General features: G+C 69.1%; 16 protein-coding genes. 11 read left to right on the top strand and 5 right to left on the bottom strand.

The features are described 5' to 3' along the window. The first annotated feature begins 22 nt into the window (after positions 1 to 22). On the top strand, positions 23 to 337 hold the full coding sequence (locus L6E12_RS26165; protein ID WP_236230566.1) for an STAS domain-containing protein: 315 nt from the start codon (positions 23 to 25) through the stop codon (positions 335 to 337). A gap of 78 nt (positions 338 to 415) precedes the next feature. Next, complete coding sequence (locus tag L6E12_RS26160) at positions 416 to 1,168, top strand: SDR family NAD(P)-dependent oxidoreductase (RefSeq protein ID WP_236230565.1); 753 nt, start codon at positions 416 to 418, stop codon at positions 1,166 to 1,168. A gap of 68 nt (positions 1,169 to 1,236) precedes the next feature. Here the strand turns inward: L6E12_RS26160 and L6E12_RS26155 are convergent, their stop codons facing one another. After that, a complete protein-coding gene (locus L6E12_RS26155) occupies positions 1,237 to 2,046 on the bottom strand; it encodes a TrmH family RNA methyltransferase (RefSeq protein WP_236230564.1) in 810 nt (269 codons plus the stop codon). Positions 2,047 to 2,302: 256 nt separating this feature from the next. On the opposite strand from L6E12_RS26155, the gene L6E12_RS26150 reads away from it, so the two are divergent. Further along, the gene (locus L6E12_RS26150; protein WP_236230563.1) at positions 2,303 to 3,364 is read left to right on the top strand and encodes a methyltransferase domain-containing protein; all 1,062 of its coding nucleotides are present in this window, start codon (positions 2,303 to 2,305) and stop codon (positions 3,362 to 3,364) included. A gap of 56 nt (positions 3,365 to 3,420) precedes the next feature. Here the strand turns inward: L6E12_RS26150 and L6E12_RS26145 are convergent, their stop codons facing one another. After that, complete coding sequence (locus tag L6E12_RS26145; RefSeq protein ID WP_236230562.1) at positions 3,421 to 4,101, bottom strand: TetR/AcrR family transcriptional regulator; 681 nt, start codon at positions 4,099 to 4,101, stop codon at positions 3,421 to 3,423. Positions 4,102 to 4,187: 86 nt separating this feature from the next. Next, positions 4,188 to 5,489, bottom strand: coding sequence for a cytochrome P450 (locus L6E12_RS26140; RefSeq protein ID WP_236230561.1), 1,302 nt, complete (start codon positions 5,487 to 5,489; stop codon positions 4,188 to 4,190). A 1,064-nt stretch (positions 5,490 to 6,553) separates the two neighbouring features. On the opposite strand from L6E12_RS26140, the gene L6E12_RS26135 reads away from it, so the two are divergent. Continuing rightward, positions 6,554 to 6,952 (top strand): type II toxin-antitoxin system death-on-curing family toxin, encoded by a 399-nt coding sequence (locus tag L6E12_RS26135; protein ID WP_236230560.1) that lies wholly within the window; start codon positions 6,554 to 6,556, stop codon positions 6,950 to 6,952. A 711-nt stretch (positions 6,953 to 7,663) separates the two neighbouring features. On the opposite strand, the gene L6E12_RS26130 is transcribed toward L6E12_RS26135, so the two are convergent. Then, complete coding sequence (locus L6E12_RS26130) at positions 7,664 to 8,452, bottom strand: hypothetical protein (RefSeq protein ID WP_236230647.1); 789 nt, start codon at positions 8,450 to 8,452, stop codon at positions 7,664 to 7,666. A 2-nt stretch (positions 8,453 to 8,454) separates the two neighbouring features. Beyond that, positions 8,455 to 9,282, bottom strand: coding sequence for a hypothetical protein (locus tag L6E12_RS26125; protein ID WP_236230559.1), 828 nt, complete (start codon positions 9,280 to 9,282; stop codon positions 8,455 to 8,457). Positions 9,283 to 9,402: 120 nt separating this feature from the next. On the opposite strand from L6E12_RS26125, the gene L6E12_RS26120 reads away from it, so the two are divergent. The 7 genes from L6E12_RS26120 to L6E12_RS26090 all read left to right on the top strand — a co-directional run bounded on the left by L6E12_RS26120 (position 9,403) and on the right by L6E12_RS26090 (position 13,494). Further along, positions 9,403 to 9,762 carry a YdcP family protein gene (locus tag L6E12_RS26120; RefSeq protein WP_236230558.1) on the top strand — a complete coding sequence of 120 codons (360 nt, stop codon included), beginning with the start codon at positions 9,403 to 9,405 and terminating at the stop codon, positions 9,760 to 9,762. Positions 9,763 to 10,155: 393 nt separating this feature from the next. Further along, complete coding sequence (locus L6E12_RS26115; protein WP_236230557.1) at positions 10,156 to 10,410, top strand: hypothetical protein; 255 nt, start codon at positions 10,156 to 10,158, stop codon at positions 10,408 to 10,410. 1 nt (position 10,411) lies between these two features. Next, positions 10,412 to 10,600, top strand: coding sequence for a hypothetical protein (locus L6E12_RS26110; protein ID WP_236230556.1), 189 nt, complete (start codon positions 10,412 to 10,414; stop codon positions 10,598 to 10,600). 109 nt (positions 10,601 to 10,709) lie between these two features. Then, entirely contained in the window at positions 10,710 to 12,107 is a 1,398-nt protein-coding gene (locus L6E12_RS26105; protein ID WP_236230555.1) for an FtsK/SpoIIIE domain-containing protein, read from the top strand. After that, the gene (locus tag L6E12_RS26100) at positions 12,107 to 12,277 is read left to right on the top strand and encodes a hypothetical protein (RefSeq protein ID WP_236230554.1); all 171 of its coding nucleotides are present in this window, start codon (positions 12,107 to 12,109) and stop codon (positions 12,275 to 12,277) included. The genes L6E12_RS26105 and L6E12_RS26100 overlap by 1 nt, the downstream gene beginning before the upstream one ends. Next, the gene (locus L6E12_RS26095; RefSeq protein WP_236230553.1) at positions 12,277 to 13,227 is read left to right on the top strand and encodes a hypothetical protein; all 951 of its coding nucleotides are present in this window, start codon (positions 12,277 to 12,279) and stop codon (positions 13,225 to 13,227) included. The genes L6E12_RS26100 and L6E12_RS26095 overlap by 1 nt, the downstream gene beginning before the upstream one ends. A 15-nt stretch (positions 13,228 to 13,242) precedes the next feature. Beyond that, the gene (locus L6E12_RS26090) at positions 13,243 to 13,494 is read left to right on the top strand and encodes a hypothetical protein (RefSeq protein ID WP_236230552.1); all 252 of its coding nucleotides are present in this window, start codon (positions 13,243 to 13,245) and stop codon (positions 13,492 to 13,494) included.

The following is a 13,494-nucleotide window of genomic DNA, read 5'->3' as shown; positions in this document are numbered from 1 at the left end:
GCCGGTGCGGGAAACTGGGGGCATGACGAGCGAGGGAATCGGTTCGGCGGTGGTGGTGCCCGTCGGTGACCGCGTGGACACGGACACCCTGAGCGCGGTCGCCGACCACATCCCGACCCGGCCCGCCGCGATCGTGTTGGACCTCACTGCTGTTTCGTTCCTCGACTCGGCTGGGCTGAGCCTGCTGGTGACCGAGCACAACCGCTGCGCTGAGCACGGCGTCCCGTTGCGGTTGGTGGCGGATACGTCTGTCGTCAACCGGCCGATCGAGCTGACCGGGCTGGACCGGCTGCTGGACATCCACCCCACTGTGGAATCCGCGGTCCGGGCGGGGTAGCCCGCCCCCGACGCGCACCGTCCCAAGTGGACCCGAGTGTGGTTCCCCCGGCGCGGGTCGCCCGCTAGCGTGGTCCCCGTGACCACGGACAACACCCCCACCGCGATCGTGACCGGCGGCGGCACCGGCATCGGCCGGGCGATCGCCCGCGACCACGCCAGGGACCACCGGGTCCTGGTCGTGGGCCGCAGCGAGTCGGCGCTGGCCGAGACGGCCGGTGACCACCCCGCCATCCGCACCCTCGCCATCGACATCACCACCCCCGACGCCGCGGACGTGGTCATCGCGACCGCTCTGCGCGAGTTCGGCAGGGTCGACGTCCTGGTGAACAACGCGGGCGCCGCCACGCCCGCCCCGCTGTCCGCCGTCGACCGGGCCACCACCGCCGAGCAGTTCGCGGTGAACCTCAGCGCCCCGATCTTCCTCACCCAGGCCGCGCTCGACGCCCTGGCCGAGGCGCGGGGCACCGTGGTCAACATCAGCAGCGCGGGCTCCACCGGCGGCCGGGCCTGGCCGGGCTTCTCGGTCTACGGCGCGGCCAAGGCGGGGCTGGAGTTCCTCACGCGGACGTGGGCGGCGGAACTGGCGCCTCGGGGCATCCGGGTCGTGGCCGTGGCCCCGGGGGTGGTCGAGTCGGGGATGGGGCTGCGCATGGGCTCCACCCCGCAGCAGTACGCGGAGTTCCTCGCCGGGGCCGCCGCCACGACGCCGGTGGGCCGGGTCGCCCAGCCCGAGGAGATCGCCTGGTGGGTCCGCACCCTCACCGCCCCGGAGGCGGGCTTCGCCACCGGTTCGGTCTTTGTCGTCGACGGCGGCATGAGCCTGGGCTGAACCCCGGACCCGGCCCGCCCACAGCGACGGGCATGGTGTCCGGTGTGGACACTTCGGGGGCCGCGTGGTCAGCGGTTCTTCGGGGACCGCTGCCGGGACGTCTCGTACAGCACCGCTGTCGCCGCGTTGGCGGCGTTGAGCGAGCTGGCGCTGCCCACCATCGGGATCCGGACGAGGTGGTCGCACAGCTCGCGCCAGGTGGAGCTGAGCCCGGCGGTCTCGTTGCCGACCAGCAGCAGCACCGGCCCGGTCAGGTCGAAGTCGAAGACGTCGGCCTCGCCGTGCTCGTCGGTGCCCACGATCGCCACCGGGACCCCGGCGGCGCGCTTGGCCGCCACCCAGGACGTGACGTCGCGGGGCGCGGACACCCGGACCGACGGCAGGGAGAACAGCGAACCGGTGCTGGCCCGGACGGACTTGGGGTCGTAGACGTCCGCCGCGTGGCCGGTCACGATCATCCCGTGCGCGCCGAAGGCATCGGCCGATCGGATGATCGAACCGATGTTGCCGGGGCTGGTGGGCCGGTCGAACAGGACACCGAGGAAGTCGGCGCCCACCTCGATCCGGTCGAGGTCGTCCGGCGGCAGCTCCAGCACCGCGACCACCTCCGCGGCCGACTCGTTCTTCTCGCTCAGCTCGGCCATCAGCTCGCCGGACAACGCGAACTGATCCGCGGGCACGGTGTCGAACAGGTCCCGCGCCCACCGCGACATCACCTGGTCGGCGTTGTGCAGCAGTGCCCGGACCGGCCAGCCGCGCTCGACGGCGATGGTGATCGGCCGTACCCCCTGGACCAGGAACTCCCGCGACCGCTGCCGCTTGTTCCGGTTGGTCAGCAACGCCTGCCACTGCTGGAAGCTGGCGTTGCGCGAGGTCACGCGCCGCACCGAACCACCGCCCTCCGGACCCCGTGGGCCCGGCGCCGACAGCGACCCGCCCCTCGCCGGAGATGGTCGCACGCGGCGGTCACCCGCCTGGTCGGGGCCCATCCCCGGAACGGGCTCGCCGACGCCCCCGGTCTCCTTTCGGCGTGCCGCAACCCTATGATGTGCCGTCGACGACGCGTCGAATCCCACCCGGACACCCGTGTGGTTGCGCGTGCGGTTCCTCCGCCGAGCGAAGGGGTGTGGGGCAGTGGCCGTCCGTCTGCTGGCGAGGACCCTGCGCGGCCTGGAGGACGTCGCCGCCGGGGAGCTGGCCGGGCGCGGCCTCGGCGAGGTCGAGCACCGCCGCCACCGCGAGGTGTGGTTCACGGCCCCGCGCGCCGACCCCGGCCTGCTGGACCTGCGCACGGTCGACGACCTGTTCCTGCTGGCGGGCGTCCTCGACGGCGTCGGGCACACCAAGGCCGAGCTGGCCAAGTTCACCGCCGCCGCCAGGTCCGCCGACCTGGCCGGGCTGCTGCGGCAGCGGACCCGCTGCGGCGGGGCCGCGGAGGCCACCGGCGTCGACGTCGCCGCGTCGTTCCTCGGCAAGCGCAACTACAACCGCTTCGACATCGAGGACGCCGTGGGCGCCGAGGTCGCGGGGGCGCTCGGCCTGCCCTACCACTCCCGGCGCGGCGGCGCGGCCCCACCGGCGGGGACGCTGTCGTTCCGGGTGACGGTCGAGGGTTCCCGGGCGGCGCTGGCCCTGCGGATCGCCGACCAGCCGCTGCACCGCAGGCCCTACAAGCAGACCTCCACCCAGGGGACCCTGCACCCGCCGCTGGCTGCGGCGATGGCGCTGCTGGCGGGCGTCGAGCGGGCGCACACCGTGCTCGACCCCTGCTGCGGCACCGGCACCATCGTGATCGAGACCGCCGCGCTGGCCCCCGGGGCCCGGCTGCTCGGTGCCGACCACGACCCCCGCCCGCTGGCCGCGGCCACCGCCAACGCCGCGCTGACGGCCACCTCGGCGCTCTGGCTGCGGGCCGACGCGGGTCGCGTCCCCGTGCGCGGGGGACAGGTCGACCGGGTGGTGAGCAACCCGCCGTGGGACCGGCAGGTCGCCGCCCTGGGCACGCTGGCCGCGCGCCCGGACCGGCTCTTCCGCGAGGTCCGGCGGGTGCTGGCGGAAACGGGCCTGGCGGTCTTGCTGCTGCACGAGGCGGAGGACCAGCGCGCCGCGGCGGAGTCCGCCGGGCTGCGCGTCGGCGACGTGCGCCCGCTGAGCCTGTTCGGCGCGCACCCGTCGATCGTCACGCTCACCGGCTGACCGGATCGCGCAACCGGACTGTCCGGTGAGGACTCGGCCGTGCCCCGGCGGGTGGATCAGCGCGAGGGGGCCCGGGTGCCCGGCCGGTCGAGGCCCGCGGCCAGGTGGGAGAGGGCTTCGTCGACCTCCTCGCGCAGGGTGGCGGAGGTCGGGGTCTCGTCGGTGTCCGCGGTGCGGCTGAGCCAGCGGGAGAGGACGACGCGCAGGGTGGCCAGGGTCGCGGACGCGCACAGCTGCGGGTACACCCCGGGCGGGTCGGCGGGGTCCGCGGCGGCGAGGCGCTCGGCGATGGCGTCCGCCAAGGCTTCCTCCTGGGCGATGAGGACGGCCATCTGCTGCGGCAGGAGCGCGGGGTTGTGCTGCATGAGGCGCAACACCCTGATGTGGTCGCGGCCGACGGCGTCGTCGCGGTCGACGACCACGAGGACCGCCTCCCGCACGGCGCGCAGGACGGATTCGCCCGGCGGACGGGCCCGGAACTCCTCGACGAGGGCTTCGGCGCCCGCGGCCGCCGCGGCGAGGATGGCCTCCTCCTTGCTGGAGAAGTGGTTGAAGAACGTGCGCAGGGCCAGGTCGGCCTCGGCGGCGATCTGCTCGACCGTCACGTTCTTCACGCCGTGGCGCACGGCCAGGCGCAGCGCCGCCTCGCGCAGGGCGGTGCGGGTGGCCTGCTTCTTGCGCTCGCGGCGCCCCGGGACCCGCGCGGAGGGGGTGACCCCGGCCTGGGGCTGGCTCACTCGGCCCTCTCCTCTGCTGTTCGGCGGGCGGGCTGCCCATTATGGACGAACAGCGGACCACCACCCCGGGTGGTGACGCCCTCGGGTCAGTCCCAGGTCACCGGCAGGGAGTGCACACCGAAGATCAGCATGTCGTTGCGCAGGGGCACCTCGGCGGCGGGGGTGGCCAGGCGCAGGCCCGGCAGGCGGGTGAACAGCTCGGTGAAGCCGACGCGCATCTCGATGCGGGCGAGCTGCTGGCCGAGGCACTGGTGGACCCCGTGCCCGAAGGCCAGGTGCGGGGCCCGCTCGCGGCGCAGGTCCAGGCGGTCGGGGTCGTCCCAGTGCCGGGGGTCCCGGTTGACCTCCGGCACCCCGAGGACCACGGTCGCCCCCGCCGGGATGTCCACACCCCCCACGGTCACGTCCTGAGTGGCGACGCGGGTGACCCCGAGCTGGATGATGCTCAGGTAGCGCAGCAACTCCTCGACGGCCTGGTCGACCAGCCCGGGGTCCTCGCGCAGCGCGGCGAGCTGCTCGGGGTTCTCCAGCAGCGCGAAGGCACCCAGGGCCAGCATGTTCGCCGTGGTCTCGTGCCCGGCACCGAGCAGCACCAGGGTGACGTCGATGAGCTGGGCGTCGGTCAGCGGCGGGTCGGCGTCGTGGATGAGGCCCGAGATCAGGTCGTCACCCGGTTCGGCCCGCTTGGCCGCGACCAGCCGGGCGATGAACCCGTACAGCTCGCCACCCGCCCGTGCCCGCTCCTCGTCGGTGGAGGCGGAACTGAGCGCGGTGGCGGTGTTCTCCTGGAAGGCGCCCCGGTCCCCGTAGTCGACCCCGAGCAACTCGCAGATCACCAGCGACGGGATGGGCAGGGCGTAGGCGGGGACGAGGTCGGCCCCGTTCCCACCCGCCCGCATGGCCTCGACGTGCTCCACGGCGATCTCGGTGACCCGCTCCTCCAGCGCCTTCATCCGGCGCACGGTGAACTGCCCGGTCAGCAGCCGCCGCAGCCGGGTGTGCTCCGGCGGGTCCATGAAGATGAACATGCCGTCGGCACGGGCCTCCACGGGCACCGGGCATACCGGCGCACCCGCCTGCGCCGCCACCTCGTCCGCCCCCATCTGGGTGGCGTCGCGGTGGCGAACCCGGTCGGAGCTGAACCGCAGGTCACCCAGCACCTGCCGGGCCTCGGCGAACCCGGTCACCAACCAGGCCCGAGCCCCGTTCCCCAACTCCAACGGCTGCACCGCCCCCTGCCCCCGCAACCCCTGCAACCCCGGCGCCGGGTCGAACGGACACCCCCCACTGCGCTCCAGCAACTCCCCCGGGATCAACTGCCGCAACGCCACCGGCGCCGCCTTGGTCCCGTCCACCCGCTCCTCGGCCTGCCCCTGGGAAAGGTCCATCACCCGTCCTGTCCCGGGACCGGCACCCCGCCCCCGTAGCCACCAGTAGTCCCCCCAACCCTACCCGTAACCATGCACAAACTGCATCAATGCACACCACGCACTAATAAACTGCCCAGTCTCAAGCCGAGAGCCACGCGGAGGACTGGTGCAGTAACGGCCCCGGCCCCGAAAACACGAATGGCCCACCGGTGAACACCACCGGCAGGCCGCACAACCCACTCACCCCACCACGGACCTGAAAGGTCCCCAAGCCAACCCCGCCACCCCGACGCGCAACACACCGCACCGTGGGGGTCCGGGGGGTCGCCCCCCGGAAACGATGACGGCCGACCCCGTTCGCGCTCTCCGCGAACATGGATCGGCCGTCGGTCGTGGGCGATACTGGGATCGAACCAGTGACCCCTTCGGTGTGAACTCCGGGCAGGTAGGTCACTGCTGGTCAACTGGGGTCTCAACCAGCCGACTGGGTGCTACCTGCGCCACGCTAGGCCAGGCCGGTTGCTGTACTTCGCTGCTGTACCCGGCGGCCGGTCAGCGGTAGCGCGTGAACTGCGTCTGACCTGCGGCAACGTTAGCGGAAGCCTCCTGACCTGCGGATTAGTGCCGTTGCGTGATGACTGGTGCGGCCTGGTGTCAAGCTGGATCTGTACCCGACCTGTACCGGCCCGCAGCTGGATCCTGCATGTGGGCATGCCTCTGACGTAACGTTCGTACAACTGGTGTAACAGGCGGGCGACGGTATCTGATACTTGCCGGAGACACGAGGGTGATTCTGGGTACGGTGGATGCGCGTCCTCTGGACAGCGGTTGTATCTTCGAGGTTGTCCAGAGTCGCGTACGGAAGGGGTGCAGTCATGACGTCGTCAAGCACTGTCCGTGAGCGCATCGCCAAGAAGGCGGCTGAGGTGCCACTGCCTCCCGCTGAGGATCTGCCATCCCTGGGTACCTGTGGCCCCCTGCCGCCGGGGGCGTCCTGTAGCCCCATGTCATCCGACGATGCGGTGCGGTTGATCAAGCAGCGGTATGCCGCTGCTATTGACCTCTTGGGCAAGATCTGACCGTTGGCTACCCAAGATTCCGGGTGGAACTACCCGGAAGCTGACGATGTGCTGGCGATCATGGTTGCCTTCGACCTCGTGCTGGATCTTAGAGATCGCGGTGCCCTTGAGGCCGCCTGCGCGTCGCCGCGCGTCTCTGTTGGTGGGGTTGACGTGCATACTGATGTGTCAGCGAAGGCCGCCGCTCTGGCGTGGTCGCTGTGCAAGCTCCATCCGTTCGTAGATGGAAACAAGCGCTGCACAGCGATCATGCTGCCTTACTTCTGCTTGACGAACGGCTGGGATCCCAAAATCACCCCAGGTGAACTGGTGGCAGTAACTCTCGAAATGGCACGAGGGCAGATGCACCGAGACGAACTCGCAGCCTGGCTGAGGCGACGCTGTGAAGGTGGTCCGTCATGAGGTCGCCCATGCGCAGTGCAGGTGGTCTGACCTGGGAAAATAGCAAAATTGAGAGCTTGATCGTCCATTGCGACTAGGCTGCGCTCGCTAACAAAGCAGGACAGTTGTGCGCAGCCTAGTCGCAATGGACGATCAAGGCAATAGTTTGTGGGGAACCCCTCAAATCGTACCACTTGCTTCAACCCACAAGGAGGGGGCTTCCTGCCTCGCCGCCGTCTGGGCGCTTTCGATCAGTCTGGCCATCAGGGTGCAGCCCTCGACGGACACCGGCGGCCGACCACTGCGGGCTCTGCGCCCTGGTGGCCAGGCTGATAGCCCGTGTTCTGACGGCGGCGAGGCAGGCAGACCCCGACGAAACCGGCGGCCGAACGCCTGACCCCTCCTCGCTGCTGGCCTGCCCGCGCGGCGAGCGCATTCTTTGTCCCTGGACCTGCCCGATCCGGCTCCCGCAGCTCCCGGGACAGCTGTGTTGCTCGGCGGCCTGGTGCTCGTTGCCCCGGCCTGGTCCCCGCGGCTTCCCCTCGTGCTGACCTCTCCTGGTTGGCTGCCTGGTGCTCATCGTCTGGCACGCCTCGCCGGTCGGTGCCCGCGCGGGGTCGGCCGGAGGCCGCACGCCCCGCGCGGGTGTGCCGACCGGAGAGAGCGCAGCGTGCCAGCGGGCCGCCGCAGGCGGGCCGCCTTGATGAAGAGAAGAAACTTTGAACACGCCTGTCACGGCCGTAGGACGACCAGGGTCTTGTCGTCGTGGCGTTTGGCGCGGGGAAGGTGGCTGCCGGTGGGATCGGTGGTGGCTTCCCAGGCATGGCAGGTACCCAAGAGGTTCGCCAACTGGTGATCGTTGTGGGTGGCGATGGTGGGCCAGTCGTCCAGCCCGAGATGCGTCAGGGGGTCGTAGGCGCCATCGGTAGTCAAGATGCACCAGGGGACGCTGCCTCGGGGATGTTCGGCGGTGAGTGCGTGGGCTGCGGCGGCCGGGTCCGCTTCGGCGATCCAGTAGCCGCCCGGCGTGTTGCGTCGTTGGGCCTGCTTGATCTGCAACGTGCTCAACGTGTCGCGGTGTGTGTCGTCGTATCCGCCGCCGTGTGCGAGGCGTTCTCGGTAGGCGGCTGACTCTGGTAGTCCGAGGCTGTCCAATCGGTCATCGATAAGCGTCTTGTTCGGCAGCATGATCGGGCTGTCGCCAAGTACCAAGGTGTCAATGGTGGTGTCGTTGACGCGAACGATCGACACCGTGGCTGAGGGGGAATGCCCGGGGTGGAGTTGCAGGGCTTGTGCGGTGCACCTGATGGCGTGGGCCAATGCGGTGCGAAGGTCTTGGTCCTGGTCCTCCTTGAGGGCCGCGAAGATATTGGCTCCGAGGGTTTCGGCATAGGTGCCGGGATCGACGGGGACCGGGCGGAAAGCGCTCGCGCCGTCGAGCACCGCAACCGCATTGGGCATGAGTACCACTTGGTCCTGGTTGGACCGGCCTCCAGCAAGTTGTGCCTGGCAGATTTCCATGGTCACCACATGATCGGGTCGACTAGGGCTGAGCTGGTCGTGATGGTGATGTCGTCGCTGTATTCGCAGCGGATCACCATGCTGAACTCGACGTCACCCACTGCGGCCCAGAGGTCGGACAGGTTGCGAGTGAGGTAGTGCAGGACTCCGCTGGAACCCACAGCGGTGATCCCGGCGACGTGGACGACAACCCGGCCGTCGATGAGGTGGCGGGCGAGATAGCCGATGTCGGCGTTGACCGGTGGTGTGTCACCGCGCGGCGACCCGAACTTCTCGCCGGTTTGCTGGTTGATGATCCACCACCGACCGTCCACCTTGCGAACGTCCAGGTGTTCGTCGCGAGCGAGCAAGGCCGCGCCGACTGGAGCTGACTTGGGGCCGCAGATCACCACGGCATCACCATCGAAGGGCTCGGCCCTTTCAGGCCGGATCGGGTTGTCCAAGGCGGCGAGAGATAGAGCCGCGAGCTGTCGTTCTGTTTCCTTCTGCGCCAGCGCATCGGCTGCGTCGATGTAGGTCCGCATCCGGTCGTCTGTGCCGAACCTGAGTGGCACTCCCACTGTGACCGGACCGATGCCGAAGAACGCGCGTTCAGCAGGCGGCGCGCTGCTACGGATCTGACTGATCCTGCCCTTGCTGACGCCGAACGCCGCAGCGATCTCGGTGTAGCTCATGCCCTGTGCGTTGGCCTGGTCGATTGCAACGCGCCGCACGCGAGCGAGCTCGTGTTGGCGCTGCCGATACGCCTCGCTCAGCTCACCTGCGCGGCGGGCGCGACGTAGAGGGTCCGGGTCGGTCGTGACCGCGTCTAGCTCATCTCTCCAGCTCATCGGCCTGTTTAGACCCCCTTGACACGAACCGACGTGGTCCGTACATTGTGTTTAGACCCCCTCGACGAGGTCTCCGACTCTTCAGAGTTTAGACCCTCTACACGGAAGTGAGGCAACGACATGCTGCGGAACCTGCCGGTCCTGTTGGACGGGTACAAGCTGATGGTGACCGAGGACCCGACGGTGAAGATGTACGAGAAGGACGGCAAGCAGGTGCTGGCGACGGACACCGAGGGTGCGTCGCTGTACACGGTGACGCTGTTCGTGAAGCCCCCGGCGGACTCCTCGGGTCGGATGGGCAAGGGCATGGAGGTCAAGGTGACCTTGGAGACCGACCCGGGTGAGGTCGGGGAGGGTTCCCGGGTGGAGTTGGTGAACCCCCGGATCTCGCAGTGGGAGATCGACGGCCGGGCCGGTGTCTCGTGGAGGGCGACCGGGGTCAAGCCCGCCAGTCCGCAGCGGACCGTGACGGCCGCGTAGTCGCTGTTCCGGGTGCTGGGCGCCCGTTGTGTCACCGCCTTGGAGTCCCGGTTGATGGAAGTCCCGGTGTGATTCCTCGATAAGCATTGTTGTTTGACAATTCCACAGTGGCTATACCCATGCCTTTTTACGGCTTGTCACCGTGAATGGTTTCGGTTTCCCCTGGTTTCGGCCGGGGGTTTCCGTGCCCGTTCAGGGCTTGTCGATCCGAGAGGGGGCAAGGGATGAAGAGGGTGAACGGTACGCGGTTGGTTCACCGCCTGGTGGCGTTGCTGGATCACCGGATCCGGTCGCCGTTGCCGCCGGGGGTGTTGGGGATGTCCCCGGAGTTCTGTGAGGGCTACCGGGAGGGGCTGCGCATCGCGCGGCAGACGATCCGAAGGGGAACAGCTGATGGCTGAGGCAACACCGGAAGCGCAGGAGAAGTACATGGCGCTGGTGTCCGGGATGGACGTGGTCCAGGAGGGCCTGGACGAGCTGACCCGGCTCATCAAGCGCTCGTATGTGGGGATCGACTCGAACTGGCGCAGCAAGTCCCGCCGGGAGTTGCAGGCGTTGCGGGAGAAGGCGCAGGACGCGCTGGACGACTTCCGGGACATCGCGAAGCGGTACGAGACCGACATGGTCGCCAAGGAATGGAGGGCCTGAGATGTCGCAGCAGGTGGAGAACGCGTTGGTGGAGGTGGATGAGGCGATGCACAAGTTGCGCGACGCCTACAACGACATCCGCATCCGGCAGGACTTCCTCGGTCTGGGCTACAAGACCCTGACCACCGCCATGGCCCGGCTGACGGTGGAGGTCGGGGACAACATGGCCGGGTTCAACACCAAGGACTGAGCGCCCCTGACGGGGTGAGAACAACCGAACAGCAACAACCGTGACCGGCCCCATGCACCAGGTGGTGTGTGGGGCCGGTCGCTGTCGGAGGACAAGAAGGGAGTGAGGAATGGCGGAGCAGCAGAGCAAGCGGCGCAAGGGGATCGAGTTCCGGGCGGCGACGTGGATGGTGCGCCACCCCGGGTGGTTGGCGTTGCCGACCGGTCTGCCGACCTCGGCGGCACTGTTCGGGGTGGACACCACGGCCGGTGTCGGTGGGGTGGCGTTGGCGGCGGGTGCGGCGGTGTGCACCGGGTGGTACCGGGGTCACCCGGACAGCTTCGACCGGTTCGCGGCCCCGGTACTGCGGGCGTGGCGGCGCCGCTGGTGGACGTACATGGGGTGGCGGTGGCGCAACGCGGTGGAGGACTGCGGTCTCACCACCGAGAACCGCAGAACCGGGGAGGTCCGGCGTCCGCGCATCCTGCGGGTCCGGTCGTGGACGCCGACCACGGACGTGATCACGGTGAAGATGGTCCCCGGGCAGGCGGTGAGCACCTGGGAACAGCAGCTGCCGGTCCTGACCGAGGCACTCAAGGCCGTGCGCCTGGGTGTGGCCAAGGTCAAACCCCGGGTGATCAACCTGGTGATCCAACGCTCTGAGCCGTTCACCGAGGTGATCCCGGCACCGGAGATGCCCGGTGATGTCCGGGAGGTCGACCTGGACCGGGTGTATGTGGGGGAGACCGAGTACGGCACGGACCTGACGGTGTCGTTGACCGGGGATCACGTGTTCATCGCCGGGGCGACCGGGGCGGGGAAGAACTCGATCCCGGCGTCGATGCTGCGCGGTATCGCACCGTTGGTGCGCGATGGGGTGGTGCGATTGTGGATCGCTGACCCCAAGCAACTGGAGTTCTCCGCGCTGGCCCCGGTCGCCTACAAGTACGCGACCAGCACTGAAACCGATGTCGAGGACGGCGCGTACACGATCGCCGACCTGATCAAGGAATTCCGCAAGGAGATGGAGGCCAAGCAGGCGGCCATGTCCGCCGCCGGGCTCCGCTCGATCACCCCGTCGCGGGAAACCCCGCTGGATCTGCTGATCCTGGATGAACTCGGGGCGATCACCGCCTACGGCGACATCATGCGCCTGGTTCGCCGCGACTTGGCGGTCATCGCCACCCAGGGGCGGGCGACGCTGTCGCGGATGTGGGGCTTGGTGCAGGAACCCACGAAGGACACCGTCCCGATCCGGGACCTGTTCACCTTCAAGGTGTGTTTGCGGGTCACCGCGTCCGGTCAGGTGGACATGGTCCTCGGCGACAACGCCCGTGCCCGTGGCGCCCTGGCCGATGAGATCCCCAACATCCCCGCCGAAACCGCCGGGATCGGGTTCGTGATGGACCAGCGCACCCGCGTCCCGATCCGGGTCCGCGCCGCCTACGTCACTGACGCCGAACTCGCCGAGTTCGTGCGGTTCGTTTCCCCCGGTCACCCCGGGGCCTCCCTGAAAGTGGTCGCCTGATGATCGCCAACTTCGTGCGCCTGGTCGCGGCCGGGCTCCTGATCGTCCCTGCCGGTGGGCAGATCGGCACCGTCGCCGACATCCCCGCGTTCGCCCTGTTCGTCGCCCTGGTGCTCACCGTGCTGTTCAGCACGAAGCTGTTCAGCACCCGCGCGGAGAAGGCCCGGTAGTGAGCACCGCGCTGTGTGAGCCGGTGACGTACCCCGAGGTATCCAGTTTCCTGCTGGGTACTCATCAACCGAAGTGGTTGGAGACGGCCGGAGTGCCGCTGTTCGTCTCCGACACTCGGTTGCGGGACCGCAAGACCCTGCCGCGCGCAGCTGCTGCGTGGGCACTTGACAGCGGGGGCTTCACTCAACTGCAGAAGCACGGGAAGTGGACGATCACCCCGCAGGACTACGCCGCGCGGGTCCGCCGTTACCGGGATGAGATCGGCCTGCTGATGTGGGCGGCACCGCAGGATTGGATGTGCGAGCCCATCGTCATCTCCGGCGGCCGAGTGGGGCGGCAGGTGTTCGTCGGAACCGGGCTCAGCGTCGCGCGACACCAGCAACTCAGCACCGACAACGCGGTCACCTTGAAGACGATCGCCCCCGATCTGCCCTGGCGGTGGGCGGTGCAGGGCGACACGGTCGAGGACTATCTGCGCCACGTCGACATGTACCTTGCGGCCGGGATCGACCTCACCACCGAACCACTCGTGTTGGTGGGGTCCATGTGTCGCCGCCAAGGCACCGACGAAGCCCACCGCATCATCCTCGCTCTGCGCGCCCGTGGACTGCGCCACCTGCACATCCTCGGCGCCAAGATCCTCGGACTGCGCCTCTATGGCGACCTGGTCACCTCGACTGACTCTCTTGCCTGGTCGGCGGATGCGTTCTACGCAGCCCAGAAACACCCGGACAACCGGCTCATCCTCTGCGGCACCAACCACCCCCGAGGCGGCAAGAACTGCGCGAACTGCCTGCCCTACGCCCTGCAGTGGCGACAAAAGGTTCTCACAGCAGCCACTGCGACCAACCGCACCAACTGCTCTCGTCACGTCCCGCCGCGCCGACGCCCCCGGATCACCACTGCGCACCGCACCCCCGAACAGCTGTCGCTGTTCGCCTCAACGTAGAAACGGAAACCACCCATGACCACGATCCTGCACAGGCCGACCACTGAACGCCCGAAGCCCTGGCCGCTCGGCTCCGCCCTCGACCTCACCGACATGCTCGACACCTGCGAGTGCTGCACCGGCACCGAGTTCATCCCGGCCCCCGGCGGTGGGGACACCTGCCACGTCTGCCACGGGGTGGGCCTGGCTCGGCTCTGCGGCGACTGCCACGGCCTGAACACCGCGCAGACCTGCGACGGGTGCGACGGTCACGGGCAGGTGGCCTGA

Source organism: Actinokineospora sp. PR83 (assembly GCF_021056305.1).
Lineage (GTDB): Bacteria > Actinomycetota > Actinomycetes > Mycobacteriales > Pseudonocardiaceae > Actinokineospora > Actinokineospora spheciospongiae.
This window is presented reverse-complemented; position numbering and strand designations above follow the sequence as displayed.

Bases quoted from the DNA above. Each gene is read 5' to 3' on its own strand.
- L6E12_RS26105 (WP_236230555.1), top strand. From the start codon at position 10,710: ATGGCGGAGCAGCAGAGCAAGCGGCGCAAGGGGATCGAGTTCCGGGCG.
- L6E12_RS26115 (WP_236230557.1), top strand. From the start codon at position 10,156: ATGGCTGAGGCAACACCGGAAGCGCAGGAGAAGTACATGGCGCTGGTG.
- L6E12_RS26110 (WP_236230556.1), top strand. From the start codon at position 10,412: ATGTCGCAGCAGGTGGAGAACGCGTTGGTGGAGGTGGATGAGGCGATG.
- L6E12_RS26100 (WP_236230554.1), top strand. From the start codon at position 12,107: ATGATCGCCAACTTCGTGCGCCTGGTCGCGGCCGGGCTCCTGATCGTC.
- L6E12_RS26130 (WP_236230647.1), bottom strand. From the start codon at position 8,452: ATGGAAATCTGCCAGGCACAACTTGCTGGAGGCCGGTCCAACCAGGAC.
- L6E12_RS26140 (WP_236230561.1), bottom strand. From the start codon at position 5,489: ATGGACCTTTCCCAGGGGCAGGCCGAGGAGCGGGTGGACGGGACCAAG.
- L6E12_RS26165 (WP_236230566.1), top strand. From the start codon at position 23: ATGACGAGCGAGGGAATCGGTTCGGCGGTGGTGGTGCCCGTCGGTGAC.
- L6E12_RS26125 (WP_236230559.1), bottom strand. From the start codon at position 9,282: ATGAGCTGGAGAGATGAGCTAGACGCGGTCACGACCGACCCGGACCCT.
- L6E12_RS26090 (WP_236230552.1), top strand. From the start codon at position 13,243: ATGACCACGATCCTGCACAGGCCGACCACTGAACGCCCGAAGCCCTGG.
- L6E12_RS26120 (WP_236230558.1), top strand. From the start codon at position 9,403: ATGCTGCGGAACCTGCCGGTCCTGTTGGACGGGTACAAGCTGATGGTG.